Raw genomic sequence first — 20,590 nt, forward strand, 5'->3', positions numbered from 1 at the left:
TGCCCGCGCCCCCTGACACCTTCAACTACTGACATCCACGAAAGGCACCCCGATCATGACCACCACCCAGTTACCAGGCGCGACGATGCAAGGCTTCGTCATCGCAGAGAAGGACAAGGCCGAGTGGCGCACCTTACCGGTTCCCGCGGTCAACCCGTACGGGGCGCTGGTGCGCACCGTCGTCGTCTCCCCGTGCACGACCGACGTGCACCTGCTCCAGACCGGGTCGGCGAGTATCCCGTGGCTGGTGGGCAAGCCGATCGGTCACGAGATGGTCGGCATCGTCGAGCAGGTCGGTGAGCTGGTCCGCGAGTTCAAGCCCGGTGACCGGGTCGTCGTCTCGGCGTGCCAGCCCGACTTCCGCAGCCTCGAGGCGCAGGCCGGCCAGCCGAAGCTGCACAACACCTCGCAGTACTGGGTCGACGACCCCGACCGTGGCGGCTCCGTCGTCGACTACTACTACCTGCTGGACGCGGACATGAACCTCGCCCACATCCCCGACAGCGTGACGGACGAGCAGGCACTGATGATCCCCGACATGGCCGCCACCGCCTTCGAGGGCGTCCGCGAACTGGGTATCGGCTACGGCGACACCGTCGCCGTGCTCGGTGTCGGCCCAGTCGGGCTGATGGGAGTACGCGCCGCCGTCCTGCACGGCGCCGGGCGCGTGTTCGCCATCGGTTCCCGCCCGGTCAGCTTCCAGGTCGCCACCGCCTACGGGGCCACCGATACCATCGACTACCACGAGGGCGACTTCGTCGCCGAGATCCTGGAACGCAATGGTGGCCCGGTCGACGCGGTGCTGGTAGCAGGGGGCACCACCGCGTCCATCACCGACGCGCTACGTCTGGTCCGCCGCGGCGGTACGGTCGCGAACGTCGCCGCGTTCTTCGCCGACGAGACCACAGTGCTGGACAACGTCGCCTGGGGCTACGGGTATGGGGAGAAGACCATCAAGGCGGTCGAATGCTCCGGAGGCCGCTGGTTCCTGGAGAAGCTCCTCGCCCTCGTCGAGCACGGCCGGCTGGACCCGGCACCGCTGATCACCCACCGCTTCCACGGCAAGGACCACACCGCCGAGGCGCTCCAGCTCTTCCTCGACCATGACCGCACCCTGCTCAAGCCCGCCGTCTACTTCGACTGATGGCGGCCGCCTCTGACCCCCGTCGAGAGCCGTTGTGGACGTGGCAGTTCATACTGCTGCTGGCCAGCGCGGTGTTCATGTACGTCACGACGTTCATGCTCACCCCCACCCTGCCGCTGTTCGCCCAGAGCTCCGGTGCTGGCACGGTCGCGGTCGGTGGCCTGATCATCGCGGTCTACACCCTCGGCTCTCTGCTGCCCAGGGTGCTGTGGGGCGGCCTCACCGACCGCTGGGGACGCCGACCGGTCTACCTGATCGGCGCGCTGACCATGACCGTGATCTCCCCGCTGTTCATCGTGTTCGCGGCGCTGCCGGCGATCGTGGGCCTGCGGTTCGTGCAGGGCACCGGCTTCTCCGCCTCCTCGACCGCGGCCTCGACCATGGCCGCCGACCTGGCACCCGCCTCCCGCCGCGCAGAGGGCATCGGCTACTACACGCTGGCCAACACCGTCGGCATGGCCATCGGACCCGACCTGGGCCTGCGCGTACTCCAAGCCCGCGGCTCAAACTGGCTGTTCGCCACCAGCACCCTGGCCGGACTGGCGGCCCTGAGCATCGGGCTCTTCATCAGCTACGAGAAGACACGGCGCAGTCACCATCCCATTGTCGTGTCCGGTGATACCCCGTCAGCAGAGCTGACCGCGGCGCCGCAGGGACACGGTCGACTCCTCGAAAGGAGCGTGCTGCCCACCTGCCTTGTGTTCCTGTTCGTGGTCGCACCCTACGGCGCGATCATGGCCTACATCGCCAGCTATGGACTTAACCGGGGCGTCGGCGACATCGGCCTGTACTTCACCGTCTTCGCCCTCGCACTGTTCGTGGTGCGGCTGGGCGTCGGGCGAGTGTCCGACCGACACGGCCACACCGTGGTGCTCATCCCCGGTATGGCGGCGATGATCGCCGGGCTCGTCGTGCTGTGGTGGGCCGACAGCCTGCCGGTCTTCCTGATCTCCGCGGTCCTGTTCGGCCTCGGGTACGGCGTGGTCCTGCCGGTGTTGCAGGCGATCGCCTACATTGTCTGCCCCGCAGACCGCCGCGGCGCAGCCAGCGCCACCCTGTTCGCAACCGCCGACATCGCCTACGGCCTGGGGGCCGTGGTCCTCGGCCTGGCCATCACCTACCTCGGGTACCCCGCAGCCTTCGCCGGCCTGTGCCTGCTCGTCGTCCTCGCTCTCGTGCTGTTCCTCGTCGTGCTCCGCCCACGACTGCTCGCACGGCACACAACAACCGCCTCCCCGAACCAGGAAGCCCTCACCACGTGACCACACAACCCTCCAACGAAACCAGCTGCCCAGTACTCGACCCCGCCGAGAACCCGTCCCGCGACCGGGACGAACCAGCGAACCCTGCCACCGGGGCCACACCACTGCCCGGCCCGGAGACGCCCTCGAACCGGGCACCGTCGGCGGAACTGCCGTTCGAAGCAACACATCGCGGGCCACGGCGGCTACCGTCCATGGCCACGTTCGCGGTCGTCTCGACCAGCCTGATTCTGATCTTCATGGCCTCAGGCACGCCAGTCCCCCTATACAACACCTACCGGGTCACCAACGGCATCACCGACGCCGGACTCGCGATCACGACCGTGACCTACCTGACCACCACCGCGCTGTCGTTGCTGCTGCTCGGCCGCCTGTCGGACCACATCGGACGCCGACCGATGGCGATCGGCGCCGTCATCGCCGCGATCGCCGGCTGCCTGGTCCTCACCCAGGTCGAAACCCTGCCCGTCCTGATGACCGGACGTGTCTTGCAGGGGCTGGCCTGCGGGGTCGCGTCGGCAGCGTTGGGCTCCTACGTCATCGACACCGCCCCGGCCCGGCCCACCTGGCTGGCCGCGGTGCTGACCAGCGTCGGCCCCTCCACGGCCATCCCGGTCGGCGCCCTGATCTCCGGCATCCTGGCGGAGCACGGCCCGGCCCCCCGCACCCTGGTCTACCTCCTGCTAGCCGCCGCCCTGACGGTGTGCGGCGTCCTGCTAGTGGTGTGCGCAGAGACGATGCCACGCACCCCGGGCGCTATGGCATCGCTTCGCCCGCGAGTGCACATCCCGGCAGGACAGGCCCGGCTCGTGCTGGCCGCGGGAGCCGGGCTGGTCGCGACCTGGTCGCTGGCGGGCTTCTACCAGGCATTCGCGCCCGCGCTGACAGCCGACCGGCTCGGCACCGACAACGCCATCGCCATCGCAGCCGTGTTCTCCTCGGTCGTCGTCCTCGGACCCGTCGGCGGATCATTGACCGGCCGCCTCCGCGCCACCACCGCCCTGCGGATCGGGCTGATCGGATTCGTGATTGCCACCGCCGTGATCCTGGCCACCCTGCACGCCAGAGTGATCGTCCCCTTCCTCATCGTCAGCGTCCTGGCCAGCCTCTGCCAGGGCACGGTCAACACCGGCGGCATGAGGGCCGTCCTCGACCACGCGACGCCCATCGACCGGGCCGGGCTGCTATCCACCCTGTACCTGATCTCCTACGGCGGCGCAGCCCTTCCCGGCCTGATCGCCGGGAGCGTCACCTCGGTCTTCGACATCGACCAGATCGCCACCGGCTACGGCATCCTCGTCCTGACCGCCTCGCTCGTCGCCATCCTCGCGCTCCGCCGCCCCCCAACTCCCGGAATGCACCCGAGGCAGCGGGATTGAGTGTCGCCAAGCGAGGCAACTCCTCCGCCTCGGTTCGGCGCAGGGCGACCTTGTTCGCACCGCCCCGCGAGATAGTATGAATTCATACATAGATTAGACGGATGGTGAGTGTGTGGCGCGTGACCTTGAGGCGGCGGCCAGCGGCGAGGATGAGGCGACTTGGCGGGATCTTGCCGTGGTCGTGCACGACCTCGCACGACGGTTGAAACCGCAGTCGATCGCGTTGGCCCGGGTTGGGGCGCTGTCGCCGACGACCGCCGAGGTGTTGCGGATTGTCGCGAGCCGTCCGGGTGTGAGGGTCCATGAGATCGCAGCCGAGGCGATGCTGCAGCGGACGAACACCAGCACGGCCGTCGCCGAATTGTGCCGACGTGGGCTGGCGCGGAAGGCAAACGATCCCGCCGACGGGCGCCAGGTTCGCATCTACCCGACCGAACGTGCCGTGGCCGAGGGGCGACGCGTCGAAGCCGCCTGGGGACAGTTGTATCACCAGGCCATCTCCACGCTCGACGACGATCAGGTCGCGGCTCTCCATGCGGCGACCAGCGCCCTGCGTGCGTTGGACGCGCGGTTGAGCGGTTCGGGCACCGAACCCTGACTTCCGAGCGCTCAGCCATTCCGCATGTGGTTGCGCTGCCGCGCCCATGCTGCCAAACGGCGGCACGGAGCCTGCCCCAGCGCGCCGTATCGATCCTCAATCCTCTGAAGGGAACACAGAATGGCACGACCAAGATCGCCGGGTCGTCGGCCCGCTCAGGGCGATAGCGAACTGGCCCTGACGTGGGTCGTACTGGCGACGATTGCCCTACTGAGCGCGGTCGCGCCACTGGCGACCGACATGTACCTTCCGGTCTTCCCCCAGGTCGCCGCAGAGTTCGCCACCTCGGCCTCGACCGTGCAGCTGACCCTGACGCTGTTCATGGTGGGCATGGGCATCGGCCAACTGCTCTGGGGACCCATTTCCGACCGGTGGGGGCGGCGCGCCCCACTGCTGTGTGCCGGCATCCTGTTCATCGCGGCGAGCGTGGTCGCACCCTTGTCGCCGTCGATCGGCGTGCTGGTCGCGACGCGTTTCGTCCAAGGTTTCACCGGATCGGCCGGGATGGTGATCGGGCGCGCCGTGACGCGAGATCTTGCCCACGGGGTGGCTCTGGCTCGGGCGATGAGCCTGCTGGGGATCATCGGAGCCTTGGCGCCGATCGTTGCCCCCATCGCCGGTGGTCTGCTCGCAGCGCCGATCGGGTGGCGCGGGATCTTGTGGGTGATTGCTGGTATCTCGGTGCTGATGCTCGCCTGCTCGACGTTCCTGCTGAGAGAGTCCCTGCCGCCGGCAGGTCGACGTGCCGGCGGGGTACGCGACACCGCACGCAGCGTGGCCGCCGTGCTGAGCGATCGCCGGTTCGTCGGCTATTCCCTGACCCAGGCGTTCGGCGGCGGGGTGCTGTTCGCCTTCATCTCCGGCTCGTCGTTCGTCCTGCAGAACGAGTACGGCTTATCAGCCACGCACTACTCATGGCTGTTCGCACTCAACGCCCTCACCATGATCGTCGGGGGCGTCCTGAACGCCCGACTGGTCGCCCGGCACTCCCCTGCCCAGGTGTTGTCGGTGGCGCTGGTGATCAGCGTGGTGGCCACCCTGGCCGCAGCCGCCGTCACGACAGCGCTGTCGCGTCCCTCGCTCTGGCTGCTGCTGCCCCTGGTGGCGGCCGCGTCCTTGTGCATCGCCCCGAACATGGCCAACACCACCACACTCGGCCTGGACCGGCACGGGGCCAACGCCGGCATGGCGGCCGCCGTGATGGGTGCGCTGCAGGCAGCGCTGTCCGGCGTGGTCTCCCAGATGGTCAGCATCACCGGCCAGGCCAGCGCGGTGTCGATGACCCTGGTCATGGCCGGCAGTGCAGTGCTGGCCGTCTTGTCGTACCTGGCGCTCTGCAGACCCCGGCCCCGCCTACAAGCGCCGGTCGACGATGACGATCACCACAACTCCGGAAGTCCAGAGGACGACAGCGAGCAGAACGACGCAAGCCGCGACGAGCCGGTCAGCCCCTAGCGCGGCGGCGACGTCCAGCGGCACGAACCGGCACAGAGACCTTGGTCGTGGCAACGGTCCCGGTGCCGGGAGAGAACACGCGACATTGAGTGTTCGTGTGACGTGCAGCTCGGGCGAGATCGCCACAGGAAGGGCTCTTGGTCGTGGTGGCTACAACAGGCCGATTCGTCCCAGCCACGCCTCGACCTGCGGGCGCGCTCTGGTTGCCTCTTCTCCCCGGATGGCGAGTGGCTCGCCGATCGTGGCTTCAGGGCATAGCCGGGTGTAGTTCCGTTCAACGCGGCCGATGCCGCTGACGGCGTAGGTGACGAAGGGGTGGATGGTCGCGGCGGTAACGTCGATGCTCTCAAGGAATGTGCGCATGATCATCGGCTCTTGCACGTTCCAGATCGGACTGCCCAGCAGGATCGTGTCGTGGCCGGCGAGGGACGGCAGCGGGTTCGCTATCGCAGGTCGGGCATCGCTTGCCTCTTCACGCACGTTTCGAGCGACGGCGCCCTCGTAGTTCTCCGGGTAGGGGTCGGCGGCCTCGATCCGGTATACGTCGACATCGGCGATCGCGGCGATCATCTCTGCCACCACCTGGGTGTTGCCGACCTTGAGATCGATGCGGCCCCCGTCGTGGTAGTTCTCTCCTGGCCGGGAGAAGTAGGCGAGCAGTACGCGGCCTGCCTCCGTCAAGCGTTCGCACGCAGATGGTGTGTCGGTCCCTGTGCGGGTCGGCGTTCCGGTCTTGCTTGGCTGCGGCATGGTGTCCTCTGAATCGGTTCGCGTGCCGGTGGTGAATGCCCCGGCGGGCGGTGGTTCTCGCTGGCCGTCTCACGGTTCTTGGTGCTGTTCCCAGAAGGCCACCGCGTCGTCGACCCAACCCTCGGCGGACGTCCCCAACCCCAGGCCGAAGCCATGGCCAAGGTCCGGGTAGACGTGGAACTGCGTGTCGACGCCGGCCGCGTCCAGCGCGTCGATCCGGGCCCGCATGGTCCGCGGGCTGGCGATGCCGTCGTCCTCGCCGACGACCGCGTAGGTCGGCGGGTCCTGTTCGGTGTAGTCGGTGTGCCCGGTGTACTGCATGACGACTGTCCCGGGGCGGGGCAGGTCATCACCGCCGTAGGCGGACGGCCCATATGAGCCGAGGTAGGCGGCCATGCGCGCACCGGCCGAGCCACCCCACAGCGAGTAGTGATCGGTGCTGACTCCCAACTCGTCGGCGTTGCGGAACACGAACGATATGGCCGCGGCCAGGTCCTCGCTGGCCACCTGCGCGCCGCCCGTGCGGTATTGCAGTGCAAAGGCGTTGTAGCCCCGGCGGCTCAGCTCGAGGGCGTGTGGGAGGCTCTCGTGGATCGAGCCCACGTAGGAGAAGCCGCCGCCCGCGCTGACGATCGCGAACGGCGCGTCTTCCTCGCCGGCGAGGAAGAACAGGCCGGTGTCCTCCTTGCTCGGGTCAGCTGCCTTCTGCTCGTCGGTGTAGATGTCGTAGAACACGGTCTCACCCCGCTCGACGGACCCCATCAGCGAGTTGATGACGTCCACGGTCGTATCGACCCTGATATCGCTGTGGTACGGCAAGAGATATCCGACGTCGCGCAGGGTCAGGTCGGCGGCCGGCGGCCCCCCGCCGGTGGGGAAGAGGAACCGGCCGAAGCCCTCGAAGGCGGGGTGACTGATGACGCCGACCATGGTGGTGTCGGCGTTCACGCGCTCGTAGACGCCGGCGCTGGGCTGGCCCGCGTCCTCTGGCGCGACCGACGAGGTCACAGGAGCGTCCGATGGCGTTAGCTCCTCGCGCGGAGCGATCGTGGTACATGCGGTCAAGCCAAGCGCGAGCGACGCCGAGAAAGTCGCAGCGGCGAACGCCCTCACCATGTCCCTGCTGTCGTGTTCTCGACCAGCTCGACGCGGGTGGACGAGGCACGGAGCTGCCCCGGCCACGCTGACCCTCTGGCGAAAGTGTTCCATCATCCCTCCTGCTCGGCGCCTGCTCCGGTTGCGTACGGGCTTCCAGATCACGCATGTCTCACGGTGCACGACGGGTCTGCTTTTCGGACGGATTTCGGGGTCAGCGCAGCCGCAACGACACACTTCACGCTAGATGCGGCACCACAGCACAGGAAGGGGCCGCTGGCACACCCCTCGCTTCCGTCCGGTCAGGGGTGTCTCCGCCTGTTGGCAACAGAGAGCTCAGGGTGTTCACCGGCTTGTCTGCCGCCACGCCTACTCCTGTGGGTTTCGCTACAGGTACGCCTCGATGCCGGGCATCGGCTGCAGGATGTGGCGCCACGGATCGGTGGTGTACGACGTGCGCACGCCGTCGGGCAGGCACAGCTCGGTGAAGCGGCCGCCGGCGACGGTGGTGATGATCTGGTCGGCATGGCCCTCGCGGAGCTTGGTGGCGAAGTCCGGGTCGATGTGCGCCTCGCGGCCGATCGCGACGATGTCGCCGTGGTCGAGCGCCGTCACGGCGTCATCGGCCGTGAAGACGTTCGAGACGATGACCACTGGGCAACGGCCGGCGACAGCCTTGCGCGCGAGTCGTCCGTAGGAAGCGTCGTGACCGGCTGGCACCGCGTCGTACCCGGTGAAGATCGACAGGTGGACGTAGTCGGCCCCGTGGGCGGCCACGTTCTCGGCCAAGACCATCGCCTCGGTGACGTCGTAGCCGACGTTCTCCCCGTGGATCTCGTCAGGGCACATCCGGTAGCCGACGATGAAGTCCTTCTTGCCGGTCTGCGCGACGGCACGCTTGACCTCGTCGAGCACGGCCAGCGGGAAGGCCATGCGCCGTTCAAGGTCGCCACCCCAGGCGTCGGTGCGACGGTTGGAGTAGGCGGAGAAGAACTGCTGGAGGAGGTAGTGGTTGGCGCCGTGGATCTCCACGCCGTCGAAGCCGGCCTCGACGGCGCGCACCGCGGCCCGCCCGAAGTCGGCGACAGTGGAAGCGATCTGCTCCTCGGTCATCTCGCGGGGAACGTACGGCAGGAAGGGGAGGTCGATCGCGGACGGCGCCAGCACGTATCCCAGTTCGTCGTAGGCGCACTTGGCCTCGCGCCCGCCGTGGTGCAGCTGCACGAGAGCCAGGTTGCCTTTGGACTTGATCGCCGCCGCGAGCCGCCTCAGACCGGCCATGTCCGTCGCGTCGTCGATGCCCAGTCCGCCCAGGAATGCCCGGCCCTCACGGTTGACGAAAGACGCGCCGGTGATGATCATGCCGGCGACGTCCGCCCGCCGCGCGAAGTACTCCACATCTGCGTCGGTCACGTGACCGGAAAGCGGCTCGGACGCCCACACGACCATCGGCGCCTGCGCGATGCGGTTCGGTGCCACGGCACCACACGGGAAGGTCAAGGGAGCCAGGAGGTCGTCAGCTGTCGTCATCGTTGATGTCACCCTTTCTTCAGTACGCACGGGCCGGGGCGCGACGAGATTGTGGCCCCGACGGCACAAACTTCACGGTAGGTGAGGTCCAGCAGCACAAAGAAGGGGCCGCTGGTACACCCCTCGTCCTGGCCCGCCCGTGGGCGACGGCGACTCGCCATCCTCACTTCGCAACGGGATACCGCGGCATGTACCTGACCATGGCCGCAGTCGCAGCGGTCAGCCTCGGGCTGTAACTCCTGCTGCACGGGCGCACCGCAACCCTCAACCGGACGTCCTGAGTAACCGCAAGCCCGGATCAGGACCGGGCACCAGTTGCATGGCGCTCGTCCTCATGCCCATTGCCTACTCGCACTCTTGCGTCCTCATGCCCATTGCCTACTCGCACTCTTGCGTTTGTCAATGCACCGCGGTTGCGTGCCGTCGCTGTCCGGACTCGCGCACGCGAACGACCAGCAAACCTGCTGTGGCGTAGAGCCCGTTGCCGACCAGCTTGAGGGCATTCCAGAGTCCGAGGAGGAATCCGAGGTTCCACCAGCCACTGGCGCCGTGTTGCGCGAGCGTTGCGCACACCACAGCTCCGACGGCGTAGAGCAGGCCGAGGAGCGCGAGGGGGATGCCCCAACGCAACCCGTGGCGGGTGCGCACGCGGCGGACGAGGATGTTGGTGGGCATCCAGCGCTGGCTGAGCCAGTAGAGGCTCGCTGCGGCGCGGAAGGCGGAAGGCGGAATGAAGAAGATCATGGCGGGGTCTCCGGTCTCAACAGCAGACACCTAGGCGGCTGCATTCTGATGTTCGGTTGGCGGACCCCACCGCCCGTGATTCGGGCGTCCTACAACGAAGAAATTGTCCACCGGGACACTTCCAGTTTACGCCTGGTCGCGCTCGGGTTCCAGCCTGGATTCCGCCTGCCCTGCAGAGGTCGGGTGTGGCAGATGCAAGACGTGTGTCGGCGCTGAGGGAGGGGGCTGAGAGGATCTGCGCGGGCCCGGGGTTCGGGGCTGCGGCACGGGCTCGCGGCAGCTCGGTGCTCGTGGTGCGGCCTGGGAAGGTGAGGGCGGCGGGCGGGACTGCCGGACGACGAGGAGCCCGGCCGCGCGGATGCGGCCGGGCTCCTCGTCGTGGGTGGCGGGTGTGGTCTTAGGTGATGAGGGCGGTGAGGTCTCCTGCGTGGGTGATGAGGTGGGTCTCGCCGTTCTGGATCAACTGGTGGCATCCGGCGCTCGCGGCGCTGGTGACCGGGCCGGGCACGGCGGCGACGATGCGCCGTAGGGCCAGGGCGCGGTGGGCGACGGTGAGCGCACCGGAGCGGTAGGCAGCCTCCACGATCACCGTTGCACCGCACAGGGCGGCAATGATGCGACCGCGTTGCACGAACCGCTGCCTGGTCGGGACTGCGCCGGGTGGCGCCTCGCTCAGGAGCAACCCGGTTGCGGCCACATCCTGCAACAGGTCGGTGTTGCCGGTGGGGTAGAGCCGGTCGATCCCGGAGGCGAGCACCGCGATCCCCGGTGCACCGCCGGGGCGCACCGCACGGTGCACGGTCGCGTCGATGCCGTAGGCGCCACCGGTGACGAGCACGTGCCCGGCCCCGGAGAGCGCGGCGGCGAGGTCGGTGGCGACGTGCTCGCCGTAGGCGGTGCACGCGCGTGCCCCGGTGATGGCAATGCGCTGCGTGAGTGAGCGGGCCAGCAGGCTGGTGTCGCCGTGTGCCCACAGCATGGCGGGCGCGTCCGCGCCCAGGTCTTCGAGCGCGGTCGGCCAATGCTCGTCTCCGGGCAGGAGCGCGGTGATGTGGTGGCGCTCGGCGGTGGCGAGGGCGAGCCGGGCGTGGTGGTCCTCGCCGCCGAGCGCGTCGAGGATGCGGCCGGTGCGGCTGGTGGTCTGTGTGGTCATGGCGGGCCTCCTTCGGGCCTCGGGCACGGGGGCCGGGTGCCGACGCGGTCTGCGCGGCACCCGGCCCTGTGCGGGGTGGGTCAGGCGGCGGTCAGGTGGCCGTCGCGGTCCTCGGCCTCGTTCTCGGCCGCCTCGGGAGCGGTCGTGTCGGTGGTGACCTCCGTGACCTCCTCCTCGGTCGGCGCGGGGTCGGCCTCGGCGGTGGCCTCGTCGGGGTCGTCGGGCTCCTCGCCGGTGACGATGCGCTCGACGTCGGAGAGGGTGTAGCCCCATGCGGCCAACTGCGACAGGTAGCGGCGGTCGGACTGGCTGGGGTTGCGCCAGGTGGACTTGTCCGTGGTGGCTTCCAGCGCGGCCAGCGCGATGGCGAGGACGACGTGTCCGGCCTTGGTCGGGGTGGTGGCGGGCAGGTCGGCCAGCGGGTTCTTGCCGGAGGCGCGCTCGTAGCCGAGCAGCGTCTCGGCCAGCGAGTGCCCGTCCTGTGCAGCGCTGGCGACCGCGTAGCGCTCGGAGGCGAGCGTGACGGCCGCGAACGGCAGGGCGTCGGAGGGGAGCCGCTTGCGCCCGAGGAACCGGGTCAGCCATGCGCGGCGGACCTTCTCCGCGCTCACCCACGCCTTGTTGTTGGCGATGAGGGTGCGGCGTGTGGCCTTCTCCTCCTCGGTCATCCTGCCGCCCGCGCCGGGGCCGGTGCTGCCGTACTTGCGCAGCCCGTGCTCCTTCCAGCCGACCACGACGTGACCGACCGAGACGCTGCCCCACCGCTCACCGATCGCGACGGCGTGACCGGGCTTGCCCGCGTAGTTCTCCTCGGTCAGTCGCTCTCCGTCCGCGTTCTGCAGGTCGCGCAGGGCAAGGGTGCTGGTGTCGTCCCAGGCGGGCCAGTCCACGACCGTGTACCCCTTGGCCTGGTAGTCGGCGCGCAGGGCGGCGACCCGCTCGCGAGCGGCCTTCTCGTCCACCTTGCGCTGAGCGTGGTGGTCGAAGGAGTCGGGGTTCTTGCGGGCGACCTCCCGCAGTTCGGCCAGGGTGTCCGGGTCGTCCTCGAACTCGATCAGCACGAGCGCCTGGTCGAGGGTGAGGTCGTACTCGGCCACGGCGGCGGTGGCGACCTCGTGCTCGGCCACGGCCAGCCCGGTCTTGACCTCCTCCCGCCGGGTTCCGGTCTGCTTGGCGATGGCGGTCACGCTCATGCCTTCCAGCGCCAACTGCCGCCACGCGGTAGCCCGGTCGACGTTGGTCAAGCCCTCCCGGTGCTCGTTGGCGATGATCTGCTGCACGATGCGCACCGTCGTGGCGTCGTCGGCGTCCACGATGTAGGCGGGCACGGTCGCCAGCCCAGCCTCGCGAGCGGCCAGCGTCCGGCGCTGGCCGTCGCGCACGACGACGTTCCCGCCGTTGTCGGGGTGGGCGAGGATCGGCACGATCACCCCGTGCTGGCGCACGGAGTTGACGAACTTGCGCGGCAGGTTGACCTCGCGGCGGATGTTCTCCTCGACCACGAGCGCGTGCGGGTCGATCTGCACCACCCGGGCGACCTGCCCGGCCGCCTCCTCGGTGACGACCTGCTCGGCCTGCTCGGCGGTGATGTTGTCGATGATGGACATTGCGGTTTTCCTTTCTTCGGTGGGGTTCGCGAACACGCCGGTTGCCTGTTCTGTCTCGAACCCCCCATTGCCTTTCGGCAGATGCCGAAGAAAGGGGCCAGGGGTGAATGCGCAAGGCCGAAGAGTCAAAAAGTTCCCTGCCTCACTCGGGCCTGATCGCAGTTCGGGGGAAGTTTTTGCGTGCCTTGCGCAGAGAGGAATGGTCCCGCACAATCCTTCTGCCGCGAAAGGCAAACCAAGGGTTTGCAGAATGCAGCATCGCGCAGCGGTTCCGCTTCTCATTGAGCACCAGGACGTGCCAGTCATCGCCGCCGTGGGTCGCCTGGTGCGATGCATGGCATCCCCGACGCACCTGACCGGGTGACCGTCACCTCTCAACCGGGGAGGTCGGACCCGGGAGGCGCATCGCCGTGGCACGAAAGAAGCCGACGCCCGAGGAAGCGGCCGCGACCAGGCAGGCCAACCTCGACAAGCTCAGTTCGCAACTCGAACAGGCCGTCGAGCAGTTGACCACCGGCGAGGACTGGGTGCGCGCGATCGCCTTCGTCGCACGGTTTCGGTCCCGCTCGTTCAACAACACCCTGCTGATCTGGGTGCAGCACCTGACGGCCTACGAGCAGGGCCGGGTGCCCGAGCCGTTCCCCAGCTACGTCGCCGGCTTCGTCGATTGGCAGCAACTCGGCCGCAGTGTGATGAAGGGCCAGCCCGGCTACATGATCTACCAACCGGTCATCGGCCGCTTCGCCAGCACCAACCCTGCCGACCCGGCGTCGTGGCGGCGCCTGGGCCAGCGGGAGAACCCGAAGCGCGGCGAGGTTGTGCGGCGCCGCATGGTCGGGGCGAAGCCAGGGTATGTGTGGGACGTTTCCCAGACCGACGGCGAGCCAGTGCCGGAGCGACCCCACCCGCTGCTGCTGGAGGGTGAGGCGCCAGCCGGGCTGTGGGAAGGGGTTGCCCAGCAGGTCGCCGAGGCAGGCTTCGCGCTGTCGTCGGCCGCGAGCGCGGTCGAGCTCAGCGGGGCGAACGGCGTCACCGACTATGCGGCCCGCACGGTGCAGGTCCGCGCCGACATGGACGAGGCGGCGCAGGTGAAGACCCTCATCCACGAGCTGGCCCATGTGCTGATGCACGAGCCGGGCAGCGGAGACCGACCGGTGCACCGCGGCATCGGCGAGGTCGAGGCCGAGTCGGTCGCGCTCATGGTCGGGGCCGCCTACGGCATGGACACCGCGCAGTACACGATCCCCTACGTCGCTTCCTGGTCGACGACGGTGCCGGACGCGAACCCGCTGAAAGTTATCCGGGAGACCGGTGAGCGGGTGCGCAAGACGGCGCTCGCGATCCTCGATCAGCTCCCCGCAGCCGAGGCCGGCGACGGCTACCCGCCCGGCCTGACCCGCACGGAACCCAACATGGTGGCCGTCCGGGAACCGGCTGCGCGGACAAAGCCCACAACAACCGTGCGGACGCTGGCGAACACGACCGTGGACGTCCTCCCCCTCGCGGGCAGGCTCGGTCGGTGAACGGGACCACGCAGACGGAGCCGCCAGCCCAAGTCGGCAGCTGGGTGATCATCGCCGCCACCAGCGGCACCGTCCTGATCGGGCTCGGCGCATTCCTGCTCAGCTTCACCGCTTTGGCGGATCTCGCTCGCCGCTCCGGGATCACGGCCGGGCTGGCGTGGATCTGGCCACTCATCGTCGACGGCGTGATCGTCGTCGCCACCATCTCGGTGGTCGCGCTCTCCCGCCACGGCAAGGGCGCGACCCGTTACGCCTGGCTGCTGCTCGCCGGCGGGGCGGCCGTCTCGGTGAGTGCGAACATCACGCACGCGGCCGTCACCGCCTCCACCCAGGTGCCGAGCGTGCTTGGCGCGATGGTCGCCAGCATCCCGCCGATCGTGTTGCTGGCGATCACTCACCTGACGGTGTTGCTGACGCGGTACCGAAAAGCGCCGACAGGAAGTCCCCCGATCGGCCAGCCGCGCACGCGTCCGCCCGCACACCAGGCCGCCGGCGCTGTGCTGCCGGCTCAGACGCCAAGGCCGCTGGAGGCAGCGCCCCTCGGGGTCAAGACACCAGCTGTACATGACCGCGGTGGAGGCAAGGAGGCGCGCGCGAAAGCGCGCGAGCTACACGCCCAGGGCCGATCCAATCGGAGTATCGCCGCCGAGCTCGGTGTGCATCCTTCGACCGTCGGGCGGTGGCTCGGTCATGACCGGTCGAAGGACTATGCCAAGGAATCAACCCGAGACAGTGCCGAGGAGGACACCGATGACACCGAGTGAGGACAGGGCACAGCCCGTCGAGTCTGAACACGCGAACCTCTCGCCGGAGGTGACACGCGACGGAGGCGACACCGGTCGCGAGCTCGCGCGCCACCGCGACCCGTCGCTGAAGGAGCGTCAGCGACGGGAGAACCTCCTTGAGCAGGTGCGAAGCCGCCGAATGGTGCGGTGGGTTCCGGCGTCGGAGGTGCTCCGTGGGGTGGGCAGCCGGGCAGCTGAGCGGATGCTCGAGACCGTGGATCGGCGCCGGGCCGCCATCGAGCGGACACAGTCTGATCGCGCGGCCGCTGACTGGCGCCGCCGGCTCGGGACGAGCATGCCTTTGCGTGGCGCAGGGGCGGCACCCAGCAGGACCGCGGTAGGCATCGACCGCTGAGCCCTGCTCTAGGGTGTGCTCGCAATCAGTGGTCTAGCAGCACCTGGCTCGCTGGTGGGCCGCTCCGTAGTTTCTAGAAGTATGTGTGCATCGGTTGGGAGACGCGCGGGGGCGGTGATTTGATCCGCGTCACCCCCGTCCGATGCTCATCGCTGCCTCGCCGTCGCGCACGCTGTCTGTGCGGTGCTGGTGATGGCGCAGCGAGGCGCGCCGCGCGTCGGGTCGGGGATGGGTGAGGTCGACGATTCGCTCGCGATTGTCACCAGCTGGGGTGTTCCCGCCGTCGCCATCGAGATGGTCCGAACTCGCCCGACGATGCGCACGATCTTTTCTCACGCGAAGATCGTCGGAGTGATGAGCGGGAGCGTCATGATTACCACCTCCATGGGCACCGCCACTTTGGCAGCCGGTGACGTGCTGGTTCTCGGCTCAGGCAGGTGGTGTTCGCAGAGGCCACTGCGGCCCGTGCGGACGTGGACCATTCACATCGACGAGGACTTCCTGCGGAGCTGCACCTGTTGGGCGTTGCCGGCAGCTAGTCGGCTGCGTCCCGGCACGCATCCGAGCGAGTGGGATGGCAGCATGCGGGTCCATCATCCCGGCACCACCACCTTGCAGCGCATTGAACCGATCATGCGGCAGATGAGCGTGGCAGTCGAAACGGGCAATGCTGATATCGCGAGAAGCATCGTCCTGCGCCACTTCGCCGCCGCGGTGGAACTGATGATCCCGGCGCTGCTGGCCGGTGACGACGAAACCGACGAGGGCGCGAGCACACGGCAACCTGTCGTGGGGCGGCTGTCTGTTCCCGCTCCTCGCGCTGAGGCAGTCCAGGCAGCGGAACTACTGAAACAGCGGCTGCGAGAGCCGTGGACCGTGGCGCGGCTGGCCGCCGAGGTCTCCATGTCCGCCTCCCACCTGCCGCGCCTGTTCCGGCGGGCATTCGGAATACCACCGATCCGGTACCTCAACGAGCTACGGCTGACCGCTTTCGTGGGGTTGATCGAGGAGACCGACCTGCCGTTAGCGTTGGCAGCGAGCAAAGTAGGCTGGCGCGATTCGCGAGTTGCCGCCGCGCGATTCCGCCGCCGATTCGGTCTGTCCCCATCCGACTACCGGAAAAGCCCCCACCGCGCCCAGGAGATCGAACCCTGCCTGGAGCTGTGACCGGTCAGAGCACCTGCCGGTGCGCCAAGACGACCGGATAATGCGGCGCGCCAGCCTACCTCGGGAACGTTCCTAGCCTCGACCAGAGCCCTACTGATAGGCAGGTGTGATCGTCGGAGCAGTGCCTGAGTGGCCAGGGCCGTGTGCTGAGCAGGGACACAGGGTCTCGCCTGGCGGCGAGAGCGAGACCGACGAGGCATATGTGAACACGGCGGCCGTCGAGATCAGGAACCGACACCGGCACCCTCCGCGGCTGTGCGCGTGGCAGGGCGCGGCGCGCGGCGGTAGATCCCGCGGACGGTGAGGCGAGCCAGTGACCGGAACACCTCGCCGCGCCCCTCGGCCGATGCGGACCACTGTCCGGCTGTCTTCGACTCTTCCCGTGACTCTCCGTCCGTAGTCGGACGCATGGTCGACCTGTTCGGCGGATCGATCCCTCGTCGGCTCTCCATCGTGCCGGTGTACGAGCTGTAGGGGCGCGGCGACGTACCTGATCGTCCACAGACGCGAGGGAGTCGCCCATGACACGAACACCGAACCCAGTTCCACCCGATCGACATACCTCGGAAGACGTCGACTACACCACCAGCGACGGACTCCGGCGGGTGCTGAACACGCTCGCTTCCGGCGGCGAGCAGGCGTGGCGGACATCGCCCCTGCTGACGCCGCTGCTGGCGTTCATCGTCGAGAAGTACACGCCGTTGGCGCACGCCTGGCACCGTGAGCCGGGCGACGTGATGTATGACGCGTACCGGGCGCTGCGGGCCCCGGGGACCGCCCGCGCCCGTGACCCGTGGGCGATCGTCACCCGCGCTGTCGAACTTGGGCTGGCCGGCGAGGTACACGGCGAGCGGCTGATGACCTCTCCTGACAAGGCTCGCCGCCCGTCCAAGCGGCCCGACTCCGCACCGATCAGGTCGGGCGAATACGAAGAGTTCTTCTACGGGGTGCTCGCCATCGGCGATGCGGAGAGCGGCCGTGAACGCGAGGAACGTACCGGGAGCGGGCTGGTGCGCACGACGAGCCTGTTCCTGGTGATGACCGGCTGGTCGCCGCGGATCGTGGAGGCCGCGGTCATCTACGTCGTCGAACGCCTGGCGTCGTTGTCGTCTGCCGAATCGGCCCTGGACGTGCTACGCAAGGATGAGGCGATCCGGCTGCGGCTTGGTCTGTCCTCGCGGTCCTGGGCGGGGCTGGTGCGGGTCCTGCTCGGCAACCCGCGTGCTCGCGACCGCGGCCGGTACGGGGTGCTGGCCCACGTCGTGCTCGGTGCGCAGGTGCGAGAACTGCTGTTCGATGACGCGCTCACGGCGATGTCCCGCCGGGCATCTGAGCGGAGCCGGCGATGAGCAGCCGCGGCCACCTCGTTCTGGAGCACCCGATCGACCAGATCGCCGACCCACACCTGTACCGGTCGGAGCTGGGCGACCTGAGCGAGCTGCGGGCATCGATCGAACGGCTCGGACTGCTCACCCCGATCACGATCAGCATCGACTACGTCCTCATCTCGGGGCGGCGACGCCTCGCGGTGATGCGTGAACTCGGGCGAACGCGGGTGCCCGTGTGGATCGCCGCCGGAGTCTCGGACGAGCTGCGCACGCTGCTGGCGATCAAGGACGAGAACACGCTGCGCAAGAACCTCACGCCCACCGAGCAAGCCGCGCTCTACGCGGAGCTCAAGAGCCTCCTGGCCGAGGAGAACGCCCGCAAGCAGCGCGCCACCCGCTTCGGCGCGACCCCGGACGGCGACGCCCGCACCGATCAAGGTGACGGTGGTGGGGAATCCCAACCACCGCACCGGCGCAAGTCCCGGGTGCAGGCGGCCGAAGCCGTCACGGGGCGCGACTCGTCCCAACAACTCGAAGAGATCCTGGAACTCCAGCGGCTGGCGAGCGACGAGGAACAGGACTCGCGAGTGCGTGAGGCCGCCGCCGATGCGGTGATCGGCGTGGACGCCGACAAGAAGGTGCACGGCCGCTACCTGGACGTGAAGAACCTGGAAGCCCGTCTGTGGCTGGAACGCATCGCGGATGACCCCGAGCGACCGCAGATCATCCGCGAGTCCGCCGCCGCGGAGGCCCAGACCCTGCGTGGGATCGCGCACCGCGCCGAACGCGCCCGCGAGGCTGCGCGCGGCACGGCTCACATCGCCAAGCTGCTGCAGACTCCAGCCAGCGCGCTGGCCGATGCCCACACGAGCGTGCGAGTACGAGAGCGGTTCGCCTGCGAGCGCGCGGCGGCCATGGTCTGTCGGCAACCAGGATGGTGGACCGGGCAGGACCCCGAGGTGATCGGACGCCACGCCACCGATCAGGAGTGGGACCTCATCAGCTCGCACCTGGAGGGCGCGGCGGCATTCCTCGCCGCAGCCCAGGAAGCACGCCGGGCCACCCACGCATGAGTACGGCGAAGGCCGATTCCATCGGTGCCCTGATCCTCGCCACGCAGCGCCTGCCGGCACCCGCCGCGGCTGCGGCATGGGCGCAAGCCGGGCATCCGGTCTTCCCGTGTGTACCCGGTGGCAAGGCGCCGTTGACCGCGCATGGCTTCCGCGACGCGACGACCGAGCTACGCCGGGTGGCCCAGTGGTGGCGACGCTGGCCCGAGGCGAACATTGGACTGCCGACCGGCGACGCGGTCGACGTGGTTGACGTCGACGAACGCCGCACCGGCTCCGGGTTCACCGCTTTGACCGAAGCGCGCAGGGCTGGGCTTCTGGGTGGCTGGGTCGCCGCGGTGCGTACCCCGCATCAGGGGCTGCACCTCTACTACCCGGCGCAAGGAGACGCCGCATCGTGGTCGCTCGCCGCGGCGCACGTCGACTTCCGCGGCGCCGGCGGCTACATCCTCATCCCACCGTCCGTGGTGGCCGACGACACCGGTGTTCGCCGCTACCTGCTGGGCGCGTACCGGCGTTCCGGGCATCCCGTCGACAGCGTGCGGCTCCGGGCATTCCTTCACCCGCCAACCCTGTTTCCGGCTCGACCCGGCCGACCTGTGCCCGGAGCCGGCCACATCGAGCGGATCACCGCCTGGCTGGCCGGGCAATCCGAGGGCAACCGGAACCAGGCCCTGTTCTGGGCGGGCTGTCGCCTCGCCGAGCACGGGGTCGCACTCAGCGACGCGCTCGGCGCGCTGACGCCGGCGGCGACGGCGGCCGGCCTCAGCGGCCGGGAAATCAACCGCACCCTGCGCTCGGCCTACCGCACCGCCACGCCGCGCCTGCCAACGATCACCACGCCGCTCGACGCCCCGGGACGAGACGGCGGGACCTCGCGGTAGCGGCGCGGACCCAGGTCCGCACCTGCCTGATGACGCACCCACCGTATCGAAAGGCCCCTCACCGTGACCACCGAGCAGCCCTCCCACCGCAGACTCCTCATTCTCCTCTTCGCCGGCGGCCTCGCCCTGCTCCTGCTCGTCGGCATCGGCGTCTACGGCCTGCTGCGCGGACCGGGCAGCGAACCAGCCGACCCAACACAGCCCACGGCATCCTCTACCTCCGCTGCGCCGGCGCCGTCCGCACCCGCGACGACGGGACCTGAGGCGATACCGGCCATCTCGGACCCGGAGACGTTCGCCCGACAGGTCGCCTCCGCACTGTTCACCTGGGATACCACGGGGGGCCACGAACCGGCCGACTACGCCCAGGTGCTCTCCGACGTGGCGAGCGACGCCGAGGCCGATGCCCTGGCCGCCGATGTGCGCTCCTACCTGCCCTCCACAGAGGCGTGGGCCCAGTTGCGCCAGTACCAGACACGCCAGTGGTTGACCATCGACGAGGTGGTCGTGCCGCAGGCGTGGACGACCGCACTGGCGCAGGCCGCCCCGGGCCAGCTGCCGGACGGTGCGGGCGCCTACACGATCACCGGCACCCGGCACCGCGCGGGCATCTGGGGCGCCGAACCCGTCGAGACCTCCCGGCCGGTCACGTTCACGGTGTTCATCGCCTGCACGGCACCGGAACCGGAAGCTGCCGACGACCTGTGCCGGCTGATTCGGCTGTCCGAACTCGACAACGCCCTGCGCTGACGGGTGGTGAT

The 20,590-nt window shown here is 69.0% G+C and carries 19 protein-coding genes; 13 read left to right on the top strand and 6 right to left on the bottom strand.

Annotated features, from left to right (window positions below; translation table 11 throughout):
• Positions 1-55 precede the first annotated feature (55 nt).
• The 5 genes from VGC18_RS06430 (at position 56) to VGC18_RS06450 (ending at position 5,838) form a co-directional block, all read left to right on the top strand.
• The gene (locus tag VGC18_RS06430; RefSeq protein WP_331095444.1) at positions 56-1,144 is read left to right on the top strand and encodes a zinc-binding dehydrogenase; all 1,089 of its coding nucleotides are present in this window, start codon (positions 56-58) and stop codon (positions 1,142-1,144) included.
• Positions 1,144-2,406, top strand: coding sequence for an MFS transporter (locus VGC18_RS06435; protein ID WP_331095446.1), 1,263 nt, complete (start codon positions 1,144-1,146; stop codon positions 2,404-2,406). The genes VGC18_RS06430 and VGC18_RS06435 overlap by 1 nt, the downstream gene beginning before the upstream one ends.
• Positions 2,403-3,785, top strand: a complete 1,383-nt coding sequence (locus VGC18_RS06440) for an MFS transporter (RefSeq protein ID WP_331095448.1) — start codon at positions 2,403-2,405, stop codon at positions 3,783-3,785. Before VGC18_RS06435 ends, VGC18_RS06440 begins: the two co-directional genes overlap by 4 nt.
• A 112-nt stretch (positions 3,786-3,897) precedes the next feature.
• Entirely contained in the window at positions 3,898-4,383 is a 486-nt protein-coding gene (locus VGC18_RS06445) for a MarR family winged helix-turn-helix transcriptional regulator (protein ID WP_331095450.1), read from the top strand.
• 120 nt (positions 4,384-4,503) lie between these two features.
• A complete protein-coding gene (locus tag VGC18_RS06450) occupies positions 4,504-5,838 on the top strand; it encodes a multidrug effflux MFS transporter (RefSeq protein ID WP_331095452.1) in 1,335 nt (444 codons plus the stop codon).
• Positions 5,839-5,988: 150 nt separating this feature from the next.
• On the opposite strand, the gene VGC18_RS06455 is transcribed toward VGC18_RS06450, so the two are convergent.
• The 6 genes from VGC18_RS06455 to VGC18_RS06480 all read right to left on the bottom strand — a co-directional run bounded on the left by VGC18_RS06455 (position 5,989) and on the right by VGC18_RS06480 (position 12,717).
• Positions 5,989-6,588, bottom strand: a complete 600-nt coding sequence (locus VGC18_RS06455; protein WP_331095454.1) for a flavodoxin — start codon at positions 6,586-6,588, stop codon at positions 5,989-5,991.
• 69 nt (positions 6,589-6,657) lie between these two features.
• A complete protein-coding gene (locus VGC18_RS06460) occupies positions 6,658-7,596 on the bottom strand; it encodes a hypothetical protein (RefSeq protein WP_331095456.1) in 939 nt (312 codons plus the stop codon).
• Between the two features lie 474 nt (positions 7,597-8,070).
• On the bottom strand, positions 8,071-9,213 hold the full coding sequence (locus tag VGC18_RS06465) for a hypothetical protein (protein ID WP_331095458.1): 1,143 nt from the start codon (positions 9,211-9,213) through the stop codon (positions 8,071-8,073).
• Positions 9,214-9,612: 399 nt separating this feature from the next.
• A complete protein-coding gene (locus tag VGC18_RS06470; protein ID WP_331095459.1) occupies positions 9,613-9,957 on the bottom strand; it encodes a sulfate permease in 345 nt (114 codons plus the stop codon).
• Positions 9,958-10,354: 397 nt separating this feature from the next.
• Entirely contained in the window at positions 10,355-11,110 is a 756-nt protein-coding gene (locus VGC18_RS06475) for a DNA-processing protein DprA (protein WP_331095460.1), read from the bottom strand.
• A gap of 80 nt (positions 11,111-11,190) precedes the next feature.
• Positions 11,191-12,717 (bottom strand): ParB/RepB/Spo0J family partition protein, encoded by a 1,527-nt coding sequence (locus tag VGC18_RS06480; protein ID WP_331095461.1) that lies wholly within the window; start codon positions 12,715-12,717, stop codon positions 11,191-11,193.
• A 410-nt stretch (positions 12,718-13,127) separates the two neighbouring features.
• On the opposite strand from VGC18_RS06480, the gene VGC18_RS06485 reads away from it, so the two are divergent.
• From VGC18_RS06485 to VGC18_RS06520, 8 genes are all read left to right on the top strand, one after another.
• Positions 13,128-14,240 carry an ArdC-like ssDNA-binding domain-containing protein gene (locus tag VGC18_RS06485; protein WP_331095463.1) on the top strand — a complete coding sequence of 371 codons (1,113 nt, stop codon included), beginning with the start codon at positions 13,128-13,130 and terminating at the stop codon, positions 14,238-14,240.
• Between the two features lie 44 nt (positions 14,241-14,284).
• Positions 14,285-15,004 carry a DUF2637 domain-containing protein gene (locus tag VGC18_RS06490; protein WP_331095465.1) on the top strand — a complete coding sequence of 240 codons (720 nt, stop codon included), beginning with the start codon at positions 14,285-14,287 and terminating at the stop codon, positions 15,002-15,004.
• The gene (locus VGC18_RS06495) at positions 14,991-15,380 is read left to right on the top strand and encodes a hypothetical protein (RefSeq protein WP_331095467.1); all 390 of its coding nucleotides are present in this window, start codon (positions 14,991-14,993) and stop codon (positions 15,378-15,380) included. Before VGC18_RS06490 ends, VGC18_RS06495 begins: the two co-directional genes overlap by 14 nt.
• Positions 15,381-15,608: 228 nt before the next feature.
• On the top strand, positions 15,609-16,547 hold the full coding sequence (locus VGC18_RS06500; protein ID WP_331095469.1) for an AraC family transcriptional regulator: 939 nt from the start codon (positions 15,609-15,611) through the stop codon (positions 16,545-16,547).
• A gap of 521 nt (positions 16,548-17,068) precedes the next feature.
• Positions 17,069-17,896, top strand: coding sequence for a hypothetical protein (locus VGC18_RS06505; protein ID WP_331095472.1), 828 nt, complete (start codon positions 17,069-17,071; stop codon positions 17,894-17,896).
• The gene (locus VGC18_RS06510) at positions 17,893-18,948 is read left to right on the top strand and encodes a ParB/RepB/Spo0J family partition protein (RefSeq protein ID WP_331095474.1); all 1,056 of its coding nucleotides are present in this window, start codon (positions 17,893-17,895) and stop codon (positions 18,946-18,948) included. Before VGC18_RS06505 ends, VGC18_RS06510 begins: the two co-directional genes overlap by 4 nt.
• Positions 18,945-19,829: a bifunctional DNA primase/polymerase gene (locus VGC18_RS06515; RefSeq protein WP_331095476.1), complete on the top strand. Its 885-nt coding sequence runs from the start codon at positions 18,945-18,947 to the stop codon at positions 19,827-19,829. Before VGC18_RS06510 ends, VGC18_RS06515 begins: the two co-directional genes overlap by 4 nt.
• A 63-nt stretch (positions 19,830-19,892) precedes the next feature.
• Positions 19,893-20,579 carry a hypothetical protein gene (locus VGC18_RS06520; RefSeq protein WP_331095478.1) on the top strand — a complete coding sequence of 229 codons (687 nt, stop codon included), beginning with the start codon at positions 19,893-19,895 and terminating at the stop codon, positions 20,577-20,579.
• Positions 20,580-20,590: the final 11 nt, after the last annotated feature.

The sequence above is a fragment of the Lacisediminihabitans sp. genome, from assembly GCF_036404185.1.
Taxonomy (GTDB): domain Bacteria; phylum Actinomycetota; class Actinomycetes; order Actinomycetales; family Microbacteriaceae; genus Lacisediminihabitans.